Source organism: Flavobacterium sp. 11 (assembly GCF_002754315.1).
Lineage (GTDB): Bacteria > Bacteroidota > Bacteroidia > Flavobacteriales > Flavobacteriaceae > Flavobacterium > Flavobacterium algoritolerans.
The window spans coordinates 413,522-429,151 of record NZ_PEFE01000001.1 but is presented as its reverse complement, the minus strand read 5'-3'; the positions used below and the strand labels follow the sequence as shown (position 1 = coordinate 429,151).

Sequence of the window (15,630 nt, the reverse complement as noted above, 5' to 3'; positions counted from 1 at the left end):
AATTTTGCTTAACTTTTTATAAAAAATTAATGCAAATTCCCAAAAAAATAGCGGTTGTAGGTTCTGGATTAGTTGGATCTTTATTAGCTATTTATCTTCGTAAAGCTGGTCATACGGTTCATGTTTTCGATAGAAGCCCTGATATTAGACAAATTCAGTTTTCAGGTCGTTCTATTAATTTAGCTATGTCTAACCGAGGTTGGAAAGCGCTTGATGGCGTAGGAGTGGGAGATGCCGTGCGAGAAATTGCCATCCCAATGGATAAACGCGCCATTCATCTTGTTGATAAACTTAATTTTCAAAATTATGGACAAGAAGGCGAATCTATTTATTCGATTTCCAGAGGAACTTTGAATAGAAAAATGATCGATTTGGCGGAAGCCGCAGGAGCAGAATTCTTTTTCGAACACAAAATCTGGGATGTAACCTTAGATGATGCTACTTTGCACATCGGTGAAACCGAAAGAGGTGCTTGGGAAGAAAAGAAATATGATATGGTTTTTGGTGCCGATGGAGCTTTTTCCAGAATCCGTCACCGCATGCAGCGCCAAAGTATGTTTGATTATTCACAAGAATTTTTACCTATTGGATATAAGGAATTAAATATTCCTGCAAACTCGGATGCAACGCATAAACTAGACAAGAATTCATTCCATATTTGGCCTCGTGGAGAATATATGTTGATTGCATTGCCTAATTTAGATGGTAGTTTTACATGTACTTTATTTATGCCTTTTGAAGGAGAAAATTCTTTTGCTTCTTTAAAAAATCAAAAAGAGGTAGAAACTTTTTTTGAGAAAAACCTTCCGGATACCATTGATGTAATTCCTAAATTGACTGAGGATTTCTTTAAAAATCCAACAAGTACATTGGTGACCATGAAATGTTTTCCATGGACTTATGAAGATAAAATTGCACTAATTGGTGACGCTTGTCATGCCATTGTTCCATTTTACGGGCAAGGAATGAATGCAGGTTTTGAGGACATTTCAATTCTTTATGAAATGATTGAAGAGTACGGAGATGATTGGAAAACGATTTTCTCTGAATATCAAAAATCCCGTAAACCCAACGCTGATGCAATTGCGGAACTTTCCTATCGTAATTTTATGGAAATGAGTTCTAAAACAGCTGATGAGAAATTCTTGTTGCAAAAGAAAATCGAAAAATCATTCTCAGATAAATATCCCGAAAAATGGATTCCGCTTTATAGCAGAGTAACTTTTAGTGATCGTCCTTATGCCGAAGCTTTGGCTATTGGAGATTATCAAAATGCGATTATGGAGGAAGTTTTGAAAATGGAAAACATCGAGAATATTTGGGATACCGAAACGGTAGAGAATAAAATCTTGGAATTGCTGCAATAATTTTTTCGAGTTGTTTGCTTCGATATAGTTGTTATGGATTTTCACTTCCATCGCCACTATTTATTCCTCACGATGTACTTTAGTAAAATCGAATGCAGGTTTGCAAATGGCAATATATTCACAAGGCTCATCAAAAGGATTGGAATATTGCACTCGAGTATTTTTCTCAATTTTTATAGATTGGCCTGCTTCAAGAATTACAATTTCATTTTCAATGATGAATTGCTTTTTTCCTTTTATGATATAAGTGTATTCTTCAAATTCAGGTGTTTGAAAAGGTTCGCTCCATTTAGGAGGTGCAATCATGTGTGCAATCGAAATTTCGGGATTGTTTGTGGTAGCTATTCCGTGATGCTCTTCGATTAGTTTACCGTCAGTTGTTGGAACTATAAAAGGAGCTTTTTGAATAAAATATTTTTTCATTTTTAATGTTGCTTTTTAAAATACCCTTTTAGAGTTTTAATTCTAAAAGGGTATTGGAGAATTTTATTTTTTAAACATTTTTGTCAAAACACCAAAAGCACCTCTAATAAAAGTAGCACTTGTCAATACTTTTAAAACGGATTTCCCTACTACGCTAGCAGTACTCGGACCTTTAGCTTCTTCTTTTTCAGATGTTTTTTCCTGTTCTTGTTCTGCTGCTGCTTCTTCAATAACGGTAATTTTTTATTTAGCATTTCATAAGCGCTTTCTCTGTCAATGAGTTCGCTGTATTTTTTTACCAGTTTAGATCTGTTATTGATTTCTTGAATTTCACTCTCAGTTAAAATATCCATTCTGCTCATAGGAGCACGCATCATTGTTGCTGCAAGTGGTGTTGGAATTCCCTTTTCATTCAGAGCAGTAACGAGTGCCTGTCCAATTCCTAAGCTAGTTAAAATTTCATCCGTTTTATAAAATTCAGATGTTGGATAATTATCAGCGGTTTGTTTGATGGCTTTTCGATCATTGGCAGTAAAAGCCCTTAAAGCATGTTGAATTTTTAAACCCAATTGTGCCAAAACACCACTTGGAATGTCCATTGGGTTTTGAGTGATGAAGTAAATCCCGATTCCCTTGGAACGAATAAGTTTTACAATAGTCTCTATTTGTTCTAATAATGCTTTGCTGGCTTCATTGAAAATTAAATGAGCTTCATCAATGAAAATCACTAATTCTGGCTGATCCGAATCTCCTTTTTCAGGCATTTGCTGATAGATTTCAGCCAATAAGCTTAGCATGAATGTTGAAAATAATTTAGGTTTGTCTTGAATGTCAGTCAGTCTCAAAATGTTGATGTATCCTTTTCCGTTTTCATCAATGCGCATCAAATCGTCAACGTCAAAAGACATTTCGCCAAAAAATAGTTCAGCACCTTGTTGTTCTAATTCTATTATCTTTCTGAGGATGGTGCCTGTTGTTGAAGTGGAAATTTTGCCATAGCTCTCCTCTATTTCGTCTTTTCCTTCTTCGGTAATATAATTGATTACTTTTTTGATGTCTTTTAAATCCAATAAAGGCATTTTATGGTCATCACAATATTTGAAAATAACAGAAACGACTCCGGCTTGTGTGTCGTTTAAATTTAAGATTCGAGAAAATAAAACTGGTCCAAACTCAGAAATAGTTGCGCGAAGACGAACACCATTTTGTTCTGATAAACTCAATAATTCAACAGGAAAACTTGCCGTATTATAAGGGATGTTTATTTTAGCATGTCGTTCGGTAATAAATGCTTTCTCTTCTCCTTCTTTTGCAATACCACTAAAATCACCTTTTATATCCATCATCAATACAGGGATTCCAAAGGATGATAATTGTTCTGACAGTACTTGTATGGTTTTGGTTTTTCCGGTTCCGGTAGCCCCTGCAATTAATCCATGACGGTTTAATGTTTTTAGCGGTATTTTTACATGTGCATTGGGTAAAGCTTCTCCGTCTAATATGGCGCCGCCAAGAGTAATACTTTCTCCTTTAGAACTATATCCGTCTGTAATTTGTTGTATGAAATCTTCTTTTTTGCTCATAATAAGTTTAGATTTAAATCATTTGCAAGGTATTATTTTTTTTACAAAACCTGAAATTTTAGTGTATACTGCAGTTTTCCTGCTTTTTTATTGTTAATAATATAAAATATTAGTTTTGACTGAAGGGAGTTAGATATTGAAATATTGTGTTAATATATCATAAAAAAATACGTTATTTTTTGTAAAAGAGTAGATTTGTTTGAGTATTTTGATATAAATGCAAAGTAGTAAATTGCAAATGTGTTTTTGAAATAAATTTAATTATAATAAAATTAAAAAAAGTTTTTTTATTTAAACTAAAAATATAAATTTGCTCTACTACAAGTTTAATATAACTAAGATAATTTATTTAAAACTATTAAAATTAAAAAAAAATGGCAAACGTTAAAAAAGAAAAAGGTGCAAACGGAGGAGGAATGATTTCAGGAATCATTATTGTAGCATGTGTTTTTGTTGGATGGTTAATTTGGAATTTTATAATGGGTAATGGCGCTAATTTCGAAGGCGGTGTTAATACAGGTCACCCATTACCAGGAAATATGTTGGCAATGGTATACAAAGGAGGACCTATTGTACCAATTTTGTTAGGATGTCTTTTGATGGTGGTTGTTTTCTCATTTGAGCGTTATGCTGTAATCTCTAAAGCAGCTGGTACAGGAAATCTTGATAAATTCATGTCAAGTGTACAAAAAGATATTAAAGATGGTAATATTGAAGGAGCTATTGCTTCATGTGACAAACAAAAAGGTTCTGTTGCAAATCCAATAAAATCAGCTTTATTGAAATACCAAGAAGTTAAAAACGAAGGTTTAGATAGCGAAGCTGCAGCTGAAACTATTCACAAAGAAATAGAAGAGGTTACTTCATTAGAAATGCCAATGTTAGAAAAACATATGACTATTCTTTCTACAATGGTATCATTAGGTACACTTGCTGGTTTGTTAGGAACAGTTACAGGTATGATTAAAGCATTTAGTGCTTTATCTGCTGCAGGTACTCCGGATCAAGCTGCTCTTGCAAATGGTATTTCTGAGGCATTGATTAATACTGCTACAGGAATTTCTACTTCAGCTTTAGCAATTATTGCTTACAACTTTTTTACTTCTAAAATTGATACTTTGACTTACTCTATTGATGAGGCAGGTAATACAATTGTAAATACTTACAGACACTACAGAAGTACAAAAAAATAATTAATAATTTAATTTGCAAGGAAATAGTAATCTGAAAAACAGATTCTATTTTCTTGTAAGTATAAAAAAATATATTAATGGCTATAAAAATGAAGAAAAAAGCAGGGTCTACGGACATGACTGCTATGTGTGATGTGGCCTTTCTATTGTTGTCTTTCTTTGTAATGACAGCAACAGCTAAGATACCTGAGGCATTGCCAGTTGATACGCCTGCGTCACAAGTTCAATCTAAGTTGCCAGATGATAATTTAGCTACTATAACTGTAGGAAAAGGAAAAGTTTTCTTTGACTTAAAGGGTAGAGAAGTTAGAAAAAAGGCACTTGAGTTAATGGGGCAAAAATACGGTGTTGAATTTACGGAAGAAGAATCTGCTAAGTTTGCTTTAATGGAAGGTATTGGAGTTCCAATTACTAGTCTGAAGCAATTGATTGCAATGAAAACAGGGGATAGAAGTAAGCCAGGTTTACAGCCAGGTGTTCCTAAAGATTCATTGAATAATCAATTACATGAATGGATTTACAATTCTCGTATTGCAAATATTGATGTTAATGATAAAGAATTGCAAATTGCTATAAAAGGTGATGCAAAAGAAGAGTATCCAGCGATTAAACGCGTTATGGATATTTTACAAGATCAGAAAATCAATAACTTCAACCTTGTTACTGGTTTGAGAGCAACAGAAAAATAACTAAAAAAATACACTAAAATGGCTGAATTAAATACCGGCGACGGAGATGGCAAAAAAGGTGGAAAAGTAAGAAGTAAAAAAGCTAACTCAAAAGTAGATTTAACTGCTATGGTGGATTTGGCATTCTTATTGATTACGTTCTTTATGCTTACGACTACGTTGTCTAAACCACAATCGATGCCTTTGGGTTTGCCTGATAAAGAAGATGATCCTACTGATAAACCAATCAAGGTTGATGAAAATCGTACATTAACGGTTTTATTAGGAGACAATGATAAGATGGTTTATTACATGGGTTTATTAGCAACTCCAATTGCTGGTCCTAAAGATATTTCTTATGGTAAAGAGGGTATTCGTAAAGAATTATTGAAAAGAAAACAATCAGTAGTTGAATACACTGGGAACAAAGACAAAGGTTTGATAGTAATTATCAAACCAAGTAAAAAATCAAATTACCGTAATTTAGTAGACATACTAGATGAGATGGCTATTGTAGGCGTACCTTCAAATGCAATTGTAAATGATTTTTCTCCAGAAGAACTAAAATTGTTAGAAGGTAAATAAGATTTTAGCATTTACTCTATAACCTAATAATTAAGAAAAATGAAATTAGATATATTCACAAACCAATGGCTTGATATTGTATTCGAAGGTCGTAATAAAGCTTATGGAGCTTACGAACTAAGAAAAACAAATAACAAGACTACTGTTAGAGCACTTATCTTTGGTGCAATTGTTTTTGCTCTAGCTGTTAGTATGCCACTTATTTTAAGCTTACTACCAGATTCTTCGGAAGGTGATGATACTTTAGATACTAAAATTGTTAGTATCAAATTGCCACCTAAGGAAGAAGTAAAAAAAGATGTTCCACCACCGCCACCGCCACCACCAAAAGTGGATCAGGTAAAATTTGTTAAACCAGTGGTTGCAAAAGCGGAAGAAGTGACTGAAGAACCACCTAAAACTGTCGAAATTAAAGACAAAAAATTAGGTGATGAAACTATAAAAGGAGATCCAGATGCTGTTTTAACAGTTGAGCCGGTTGGTACTGGAACTGCAGCTGTAGTTGAAGAGGTTGATAACCAAATTTATAACACTGCTGGTATTGAGGTTAAGCCTGATTTCCCAGGAGGAATCGATAAATTTTACAAATTTGTTGGTAATAACTATCAAACTCCAGAAGAAGAAGGATTAAAAGGTAAAGTTTACGTTACTTTTGTTGTTGAAAAAGACGGTTCTTTGACTGATATTAAAGTAATTAGAGATATCGGTTATGGAACAGGAAAAGAAGCCATCCGTGTTTTGAAAAAATGTCCTAAATGGACACCGGGTGAGCAAAATGGTAAAAAAGTAAGAGTACTTTATTCTCTTCCAATTACTATTCAATCTGCAGAATAATGTTAAATAACATACTTAATAATATTAAGAAGAAATCGCTTAAAGAGCGATTTCTTCTTGTTTTAGGAATTTTGTTTTTTCTAGTTTACCTTGTTTTAGGTTTATTTATTATCTTTATGAAGAATTTCCCCCTAGCAATGGAGCCTACTTATAGAGTTGCTTTTGGGGCTTTACTTATTGTATATGCTTCTTTTAGATTCTTTCGAATTATTAATGATAATAATAACTAGATCATGAAAAATTATTCTAAACTTCCGTATTTTATATTGTTTTCAATAGTGATATTGGTGTTTGCGTGTAATCAAGCTACTAATAAAAAAGACAAAGAAACAATACTGAAAGGTTCAACCACAATTTATGTAGATGAAACTTTAGCTCCTATTATTGAAGATCAAGTAGCCGTATTTGAAAATGAATATAAAGCTAAAATAAAACTTGTTTCCAAATCTGAATCTGAAACGGTTAATTCTTTATTTAATGAAAAAGCTGCTATAGCTATTTTATCCAGAAGTTTGACAACTGAAGAAGAGAAGATTTTTAAACAAAGAAAAATTAATCCTAAAATAACTATTTTCGCTACCGATGCTGTAGCTTTTATCTCTAATAAAAGCAATAAAGATACTCTTGTAGCGTTAAATGATGTTATTAGTTTTATGCAAGGCAAGCCTGTAGCATCAATCAAAGGATTAGTTTTTGATAACCTTAACTCAAGTACAGTACGTTACATGAATTCTTTGGCTGGTATAAAAGCCATACCTGAAAAAGGTGTCTTCTCATTTAAATCTAATGATGAAGTTATAAAATATGTTTCAGAAAATGAGGGTATGATTGGTGTAGTGGGAGTTAATTGGCTTTCACAACCATTACCAGCAATGCAAAAATATGTTGATAATGTTACTACTTTAGGTGTTAAAGGTCTTAAAGGTGATAACTATTATATCCCGTCACAAAATAATATAGCAGAAGGGAAATATCCTTTGGCACGTGATTTGTATATAATCAATTGTCAAGGTTTTTCTGGATTAGGAATGGGCTTCGCCTCATTTGTTGCTGGAGATGTCGGACAAAGAATAATTTTAAAATCTGGATTGTTGCCGGTTCGTATTCCCACAAGGAAGTTTACGATAATTGGTAAAGACCAAAATGATAAAAAATAAATTAACTACAATTAAAATGAATAAATTAAAATTTTTTAGTGTTGCATTGTTGGCTTCCGCTTTTGCGAGTCAAGCACAAGATATTAATCAGGCAAAAAAGGCTATCGATGCAGAGCAATTTGAAAGTGCTAAATCGATATTAAAATCGATTATCAAAGCAAAACCAAGTAATGGTGCAGCTTTCTTTACTTTAGGGAATGTATATCTTACTCAAAGTGTAGAGGATTCTGCTAAAATTTATTTTCAAAATGGATTAAATACATCTGAAGGAGCTAAATTGAATTATATTGGTTTAGGTCAAATGGATTTAGATAAAAATGATGTGACTGGAGCACAAGCTAAATTTGCTTTGGCTACAAAAGACATCAAAAAGAAAGACGTACAAGAGTATGTTTATATAGCAAGAGCTTACATGAATGTTGCTAAACCGGATTATAAAAGTGCAATTGCAATTTTGAACCGTGCTGTGATAAACAATCCACAAGATGCGCAATTACAACTAGCATTAGGAGACGCTTATTATGGTGATGGCAAACAAAATGAAGCTTATGTTGCTTATAGAAGTGCTTTTCAAGCAGATAATACTTTGCTGAGAGCTAAAATGCAATTGGGTGTTTTGTTGAAAGGTGCTAAATCTTACGACGAAGCTTTGAAAGCTTATAATGAAGTTATTGCTATAAATCCTAATTATGGACCAGTTTATAGAGAATTAGCTGAAACATATTATAAAATAGCACGTAACAAACCTTCTCAAGCTGCTGCAAACTATAAAACAGCGATAGGATATTATGATAAATATATGTCATTAACGGATTATTCTATTCACTCAAGAATGCGTCGTGCTGATTTCCTTATCTTGGTAGAGGATTATGCTGCTCTTGAAGTAGAAGCTAATAAGATGATTGAATTAGATAAAGTTAATCCAAGAATCTATCGTTATTTAGGATATGCTGCTTATAAAAACGGAAATGTTGATGTAGCTATCAAATCTTTGGAAAGCTTTATAGCAGCTCCAGGAAATAAAGCTATCGCTCTAGATTATTTATATTTAGGTTTAACCAAAATTAAAAAAGGAACTAGCGCTGATGGATTAGCAATTGACGCAACAGCTTTTAATGCTGGATTAGTAGATATTAAAAAGGCAGTTGAAATGGAGCCTTTGGCAGTTCAAGATTTAAGTGAAGTTGGTAAAAAATTATTTACGCAAAAACTATATAAAGAAGCAGCTTCAATTTTTGAATTTGGTGCTAATATTGCAGATTCTAAAACGTATCTTGATGATAATGTTTATTATGGTTTATCAAATTATTATGCTAATAATAGTAAAGATGTAAAACCAGATGTTATTGCTTTACAAAAAGCAGATGCTGCTTTCGAAAGAGTATTAGTGGCATCGCCAACATATCATGAAGCTTATCTTTACAGAGCAAGAACGAATAGATTGCTTGATAAAGATGATGTTATGACTAAAAATTATGAGGATTATGTAGCTAAAGTTACTGCTTTAGGTGCTGAAGAAACAGCAAAACCTGCTGTAAAAGCTAAAATTATTGAGTCATACAATAACATCGCTGCTAATTATGCTAATACAGATAAAGCTAAAGCGATCGAATATTTCAGAAAAACATTAGCGCTTGATCCGGCTAATGCTTATGCAACTGAATCATTGAAAACATTGAAATAAGATACTTGTTTCTTACTTAATAAACCGATAGTTTTTTAACTATCGGTTTTTTTTTTAATTGTATTTTGAAATTTTAATTTTATCAATTGTATTGAACTTTTTTAGAATCATTATGAACCGTAGATTTCTGTTTTTTAAAGTTTATTGTTTTAGTTTCTGTTTTCAAATTAACTCATTTTCAAATTAACTATCTTTGCACTTTAAAATAAAATAATGTTATCAAAAGAAATACAATTAGAAGTTAATAAAGGTGCCATGCTTCCGTTAATGGAAGAATTCTATACTATACAAGGGGAAGGATTTCATACTGGGACAGCTGCATACTTTATTAGAATTGGCGGATGTGATGTGGGTTGTCATTGGTGTGATGTTAAGGAAAGTTGGAATGCAGAATTACATCCTCCAACAGGTGTAGATTTAATAGTTACAAATGCAAGTAAATACTCAGAGACTGTTGTTGTTACTGGTGGAGAGCCTTTGATGTGGGATATGACTTTGCTGACGCAAAAGCTAAAAGAAAATAATAGAAAAGTTCATATTGAAACTTCAGGAGCGTATCCGCTTACTGGAAATTGGGATTGGATTTGTCTGTCTCCAAAGAAAAATAAACTACCTACACAAACGGTTTATGATAATGCACATGAGTTGAAAGTTATCATTTATAATAAACATGATTTTATTTTTGCTGAAGAGCAAGCTGAAAAAGTGAATAGTAATGCCATTCTGTTTTTACAACCTGAATGGAGTAAAAAAGAAGAAATGACTCCGCTGATTGTAGATTATGTGATGAACAATCCAAAATGGCGTGTTTCTTTACAGACCCATAAATATTTGAATATTCCTTAAAATTTAAAAATCCCAAATGCAAAACTGTATTTGGGATTTTTTATCAATGGTGAAAATGGTTTTAAAGTTCAATTACCAACCTTTTTGTTCTTTTAATGCCGTGATATGTGCTAAGTGATGATTTCCATGCCAAGCATAAGTTCCAATTATTTCCTTCAATTGAAATGCTGCGTTATGCTCAGGATGAATAAAGGATTTTTCTAAATCGGATTCTGATAGGCTATTCATTAAATATGCCAAACGAAAGTGTAAACCTTCCAGAAACGAAAGTGTAGGCTGTATGGGCATTGTCATATTATCATGTGATTCAGCCCAACGATCTTCGTGGTAGAATTTTATTGTTGGATTATCCTCGGTCAGCGTCCATTTGATTCTAATAAAACAATTTAAGTGACTATCGGCACAATGATGAATTACTTGACGAATAGTCCAGCCATCTTTTCGATACGGTGTTTCGAGTTGTTCCTCGGTTAAATGAATCACTTCTTTTTTCAATCGTTCAGGGAAACTGGCGATTTCTGCTATTTTATTAGTTAGATATTCGCTGGAATAGCTTTCAGGGGCTATAAATTTCCCAATAGGATAACGTAATTTTTCTAATGCTGTATTTTCCATACTAAAATGTGTTCTTTTAAATTGAAAGTTTGGCTAAATAATCATAATGTTCCCCTTCAAGAATTAACTCGCTTTGTAATCCATTGGCGAAAGCCGCATTTTGCAAAGTGTTATAATCTAAATAAAGCCAAGGGAATTCGTCTTCTTTTTCGTTTTTATAACGTATTGTAAAAGTCAATTCGCCATAATATCCATTACTTGGAATCCATTTTCCGCCATCTTCGTCATTATCAAACATATAAATTATATCCGAAGAATCAATTAGAATTTGTCCGTTTGGGTTTAGCAAACTTCTTAGTTTCTGTAAAAATGTAGTGGTTTCTTTTAGTGTTCCAAAAATGCCGGTACCATTCATTAATAATAAAATGGTGTCAAATTTATTTTCAGGATTATCAGAGTCCATTTCAAGAATATTCTGAACTTTAGTATTTTTTAAACCACGTAATTTACAGGCTTCAATTGCATTTTTAGAAATATCAATCGAGTGAACGTCAAGATTTCTTTCGTTTTGTAGACACAAACTATGACTTCCTGCACCACAACCTACATCCAAAACTTTTCCCTTCGCAAGTTGTAATGCTTTCTGCTCTAGTTTTGGCATTTCGTCATAGGAACGAAATAGATATTCAACACTCATTTCATCTTCTTCGGAAATGGAGGTTTCCGTTATTAAATCTTCCGGGAAATTATTAGTTTGAAAATCGAGTATGGCTTTGCCAAAAAGGTCTTTCATTGTAGTTGATGTGTTAATTTGATGATTTGTTGGTTTGTTTTAAGTAATTTCGCGGAATGTTTTATCGAATAACCGAAAAAACAAATCTACGAATGAACACTATTTTAAACAATCTTCCTAAAGAAGCCAAAGATAAGCATATCGAAAACAAAAAGTATTTCGATAAGCTGAAAAAGAAGACACCAAAGAATTTGGATTACGTGATGCAAGATTTGCATGATGCTGAATTCAAGAAAACGGATTGTTTAACGTGTGCTAATTGTTGTAAAACTACTGGACCATTATTTACGGATGCGGATATTGAGCGTGTTTCAAAATATCTTAGACAAAAACCACAACAGTTTATCGAGCAATATCTTCGTATTGACGAAGACAGAGATTATGTGTTACAAAGTGTGCCGTGTACTTTTCTGGATAATGAAAATGCATGTATGATTTATGATGTTCGTCCAAAAGCATGTAGAGAATTTCCACATACGGATAGAAAAAAGTTTCAACAAATCACGGATTTAACGTTGAAAAACTTAGCTATTTGTCCGGCAGCTTTTAATATTGTAGAGGAAATGAAGAAGAAATTGCCCTTGTAACTAAGTATTAGCAAGTCTTGCTTCTTGTTTCTTTATTTCTTTTTAATATATCAAATATTTCAATCTCATTTCTTTAAAATCGATTAACCCTTTTTTCCAGCTTTCTCTGATTTTATCTTCCGAAGTCCCAGCTTCTATTTGTTCTTGTAATTTTTTAGTTCCTGCGAGTTTGGTAAAAAAGGGATTGAAGAATTTAGATTTGTCCGTTGTAGTTTGATAGGCTTTAATCAACCATTTTAATTCCAGTCGATTTACTTTTTTAGCTGTAGATAAATCTTCTCCGTAACATTCGATACCATTGTAAACTGGTTTTTGTGCGCCAAAATTTGGTTTAGGAATAAAACTAAAATCACTTTTTGGTAAATAAGGAGAACCATATATTTGAAATTGTTTTTCAGTTCCCCTTCCCACACTCACATTTGTACCTTCAAAAAGACACAAACTCGCATAAAGATTTACGGCTTGATCGTTCGGAAGATTCGGTGAAGGTTTTACAGGTAAACTATAATTCATTTTTCTATTGTAATTAATACAAGGAATAACGGTCAATTTGCATTGCACTTCATTCTTTAACCATTTTTCACCGTTTATCATTTGCGCATATTCGCCAATTGTCATTCCGTGAAGCAAAGGGATTGGATGCATTCCCACAAAACTGGTATATGCAGTTTCAAGAATTGGCCCGTCTACAATACTTACGTTAGGATTTGGTCGGTCTAGAATTAAAAGCGGAATATTATTTTCGGCACAGGCTTCCATGATATAATGTAACGAAGAAATATAAGTATAAAATCGCGCGCCTACGTCTTGTAAATCAAAAACCATAATGTCAATTCCGGCTAGTTGTTCTGGTTTCGGTTTTTTGTTATCGCCATAAAGCGAAATAATTGAAAGTCCAGTTTTAGAATCTTTCCCATCAACTACATGTTCACCTGCATCTGCAGTTCCACGAAAACCATGTTCTGGTGCAAATATTTTTTGGATAGCAATGTTTTTTTCTAATAGATAATCTACTAAATGCGTTTTATTGGATAGAATTCCGGTTTGATTAGTGACAACACCAATTTTCTTATCCTTTAATAATGGTAAATAATTGTTGTAATTATCAGCTCCAGTCTTTATTTCGATAGTTAGGTTGTTTTTAGTTTTTTCTAAAGTTGGTTTTATATTTTCGCTGTCATTTGTTTTCCTTGCAGAACAGGAAGTTGAAATGATTGTTAAAAATATAAAACTAACCGATATTCTTAAAAATGGAATCATATAGTAGTACAAATAAAATTAATGCCAATTAGTGTAATTCGTGTTTTAGCTGTATTTTTGGCTTTAGCAACGCAAACTGGCGATGCAAATCCAAATTAGAAAAGCAATTAAATTGAATTTAGAATATTTCATCGCCAAACGACTTATAACCGCTAAAGATTATAAAAGTAGCATATCTGCGCCAATTATAAAAATTGCAATCTCGGCAATTGCCATTGGTATGATTATGATGATTGTTTCAGTAGCAACTGGAATTGGACTACAGCAAAAAATCCGAGAGAAAGTTTCGGCTTTCAATGGGCATATCATTATTTCGAATTACGACAACAATCAATCCGAAGTTACGCTCACACCCATTTCTAAAAAACAAGATTTTTATCCAAAGTTTACATCTGTTCCAGGAGTTGAGCATATTCAGGCTATTGCTAGTAAAGCCGGAATTATTAGAACAGAAACTGCTTTCGAGGGAATTATTTTCAAAGGAGTAGGAAATGATTATAAATGGGATAATATAAAGGAATACATTGTTCAAGGTAAAATTCCAAATGTCAATGGTAATTTAAATGAAGAAGTTGTGATTTCTGAGTTTATAGCAAATAGATTGAATTTGAAAGTAGGTGATGCATTCAATACTTTTTTTATGAAAGAGAATGGGTATAACTTGAGGAATTTTGATGTTGTTGGGATTTTTAATTCTGGTTTTCAAGAATTCGATGCTACCTATATAATAGGAGATATCCGCCACATGCAGCGTATTAATAAATGGGCGCCAGATCAAATAGGTGCTTTCGAAGTCTTTGTTGACGATTTTAATACTATAGAAGCTACGGGTGAGCAAGTATATGCGCAAACAGCATCAACATTAGACTCCAAAACTATAATTGAAAAATACAGTTATATATTCGAATGGCTTCAACTATTTGATTTCAACATCATCGTTATATTAGTAGTCATGATTCTTGTTGCCACAATCAATATGGTAGTAGCGTTATTAGTGCTTATACTGGAGCGAACGCAAATGATAGGAATCCTAAAAGCATTAGGGGCCAATAATTGGTCAGTCCGAAAAATATTTCTCTACAATGCCTTCTACCTTATAGTAAGGGGACTCTTCTGGGGAAATCTAATAGGTATTTCATTATTGTTAATCCAACAACAATTTGGGATAATTCAACTTCCTCCTGAGAATTATTACGTCAATCAAGCGCCAGTATACTTAAATTGGGGATACATACTTTTATTAAATCTGCTTACGGTGACCGTTTGTTTCCTGGTATTATTAATTCCTTCCTATATAATAACCAAAATATCACCAGTGAAAGCCATACGTTTCGATTAGGAAATTCTTTTTGGCGTTCCACCTTAATATAAAGAAAGGCGATTCTCTTAGTGGAGAGTCGCCTTTCTTTATATTAAGGAGTCGAGCTATTCGCTACAAGTCCTCGTCCCGCCAAAAAAAGCGAGACTGTGGGCTTTTCGCTGCTATCCCTAACGCGAACTTTGGATAAGTAGAGCTTTTTGTTGTTTTGATGTATATTTTGGGTCCTTATATATAGGAGAGAATAGAAAAGAGAAGTTTGTTATTATATAAGGTATAGCATAAAACCATTTTATTAATCCAGACATTTTTTTTGTTAGCGTACTAGTAAGGAAAGCAGCTTCTGGAGGATTAAAGCACATCGAATAGCTGTAGAAAAGACAAAAAGCAAGAATTCCCTAAGATTTTATAAAGAAGGGAAAGGCAGTTGAAAGTTGCCCATCTTTATTGGAATAGGAGGTTTTGATTTAAAATCACGATGACCGGAAGTTAAAAGGCAGTTTATCATAAAAAACTTTTGTATTCAAGAATCATGTTTTCAGCGAGTTAAAGATTGGGTTGTAAAAACATGAAAAAAAAGGTTTAAAAAAGCTTGTAAAAGCGAATAAAGGTGCTACTTTTGCACCCGCAATGACGCAGACGTTCTTTAGAAGACTGACAAGTAAACTGGATTGAGAGAGGGAATTTATTTTCAAAAAAAGATTCAGAAAAGCTTGTGAGATTAGAAAGAGCTTATTACATTTGCACCCCGCAAAACGCGCAAAGTTCCTTGACAAG

At 33.1% G+C, this 15,630-nt stretch carries 14 protein-coding genes and 1 pseudogene; 10 read left to right on the top strand and 5 right to left on the bottom strand.

Going from position 1 to position 15,630, the window contains the following annotated elements:
* Window positions 1-29 precede the first annotated feature (29 nt).
* Window positions 30-1,367 carry an NAD(P)/FAD-dependent oxidoreductase gene (locus CLV00_RS01915; RefSeq protein WP_099713560.1) on the top strand — a complete coding sequence of 446 codons (1,338 nt, stop codon included), beginning with the start codon at window positions 30-32 and terminating at the stop codon, window positions 1,365-1,367.
* A 60-nt stretch (window positions 1,368-1,427) separates the two neighbouring features.
* Here the strand turns inward: CLV00_RS01915 and CLV00_RS01910 are convergent, their stop codons facing one another.
* On the bottom strand, window positions 1,428-1,790 hold the full coding sequence (locus tag CLV00_RS01910) for a cupin domain-containing protein (protein ID WP_099713559.1): 363 nt from the start codon (window positions 1,788-1,790) through the stop codon (window positions 1,428-1,430).
* 63 nt (window positions 1,791-1,853) lie between these two features.
* A pseudogene (locus CLV00_RS01905) lies at window positions 1,854-3,373 on the bottom strand (helicase HerA-like domain-containing protein).
* Between the two features lie 374 nt (window positions 3,374-3,747).
* Between CLV00_RS01905 and CLV00_RS01900 the strand changes: the two are divergent.
* The 7 genes from CLV00_RS01900 to CLV00_RS01865 all read left to right on the top strand — a co-directional run bounded on the left by CLV00_RS01900 (window position 3,748) and on the right by CLV00_RS01865 (window position 10,340).
* On the top strand, window positions 3,748-4,566 hold the full coding sequence (locus tag CLV00_RS01900) for a MotA/TolQ/ExbB proton channel family protein (protein WP_099713558.1): 819 nt from the start codon (window positions 3,748-3,750) through the stop codon (window positions 4,564-4,566).
* Window positions 4,567-4,643: 77 nt separating this feature from the next.
* A complete protein-coding gene (locus tag CLV00_RS01895; RefSeq protein ID WP_099713557.1) occupies window positions 4,644-5,255 on the top strand; it encodes a biopolymer transporter ExbD in 612 nt (203 codons plus the stop codon).
* 18 nt (window positions 5,256-5,273) lie between these two features.
* Entirely contained in the window at window positions 5,274-5,819 is a 546-nt protein-coding gene (locus CLV00_RS01890) for a biopolymer transporter ExbD (protein WP_099713556.1), read from the top strand.
* Between the two features lie 39 nt (window positions 5,820-5,858).
* Window positions 5,859-6,653: an energy transducer TonB gene (locus CLV00_RS01885; RefSeq protein ID WP_099713555.1), complete on the top strand. Its 795-nt coding sequence runs from the start codon at window positions 5,859-5,861 to the stop codon at window positions 6,651-6,653.
* Window positions 6,654-6,886: 233 nt separating this feature from the next.
* Entirely contained in the window at window positions 6,887-7,810 is a 924-nt protein-coding gene (locus CLV00_RS01875; RefSeq protein ID WP_099713553.1) for a PstS family phosphate ABC transporter substrate-binding protein, read from the top strand.
* A gap of 16 nt (window positions 7,811-7,826) precedes the next feature.
* Window positions 7,827-9,494, top strand: a complete 1,668-nt coding sequence (locus CLV00_RS01870) for a tetratricopeptide repeat protein (RefSeq protein ID WP_099716194.1) — start codon at window positions 7,827-7,829, stop codon at window positions 9,492-9,494.
* Window positions 9,495-9,707: 213 nt separating this feature from the next.
* Window positions 9,708-10,340 carry a 7-carboxy-7-deazaguanine synthase QueE gene (locus tag CLV00_RS01865; RefSeq protein ID WP_099713552.1) on the top strand — a complete coding sequence of 211 codons (633 nt, stop codon included), beginning with the start codon at window positions 9,708-9,710 and terminating at the stop codon, window positions 10,338-10,340.
* A gap of 72 nt (window positions 10,341-10,412) precedes the next feature.
* On the opposite strand, the gene CLV00_RS01860 is transcribed toward CLV00_RS01865, so the two are convergent.
* Complete coding sequence (locus CLV00_RS01860; protein ID WP_099713551.1) at window positions 10,413-10,955, bottom strand: YfiT family bacillithiol transferase; 543 nt, start codon at window positions 10,953-10,955, stop codon at window positions 10,413-10,415.
* A 16-nt stretch (window positions 10,956-10,971) separates the two neighbouring features.
* Window positions 10,972-11,688, bottom strand: a complete 717-nt coding sequence (locus CLV00_RS01855) for a bifunctional 2-polyprenyl-6-hydroxyphenol methylase/3-demethylubiquinol 3-O-methyltransferase UbiG (RefSeq protein ID WP_099713550.1) — start codon at window positions 11,686-11,688, stop codon at window positions 10,972-10,974.
* Window positions 11,689-11,780: 92 nt separating this feature from the next.
* Between CLV00_RS01855 and CLV00_RS01850 the strand changes: the two genes are divergently transcribed.
* A complete protein-coding gene (locus CLV00_RS01850) occupies window positions 11,781-12,275 on the top strand; it encodes a YkgJ family cysteine cluster protein (protein ID WP_099716193.1) in 495 nt (164 codons plus the stop codon).
* A gap of 42 nt (window positions 12,276-12,317) precedes the next feature.
* On the opposite strand, the gene CLV00_RS01845 is transcribed toward CLV00_RS01850, so the two are convergent.
* On the bottom strand, window positions 12,318-13,535 hold the full coding sequence (locus CLV00_RS01845) for an exo-beta-N-acetylmuramidase NamZ domain-containing protein (RefSeq protein WP_099713549.1): 1,218 nt from the start codon (window positions 13,533-13,535) through the stop codon (window positions 12,318-12,320).
* Window positions 13,536-13,647: 112 nt separating this feature from the next.
* On the opposite strand from CLV00_RS01845, the gene CLV00_RS01840 reads away from it, so the two are divergent.
* A complete protein-coding gene (locus tag CLV00_RS01840) occupies window positions 13,648-14,874 on the top strand; it encodes an ABC transporter permease (protein ID WP_099716192.1) in 1,227 nt (408 codons plus the stop codon).
* The last annotated feature ends 756 nt before the right edge of the window (window positions 14,875-15,630 follow it).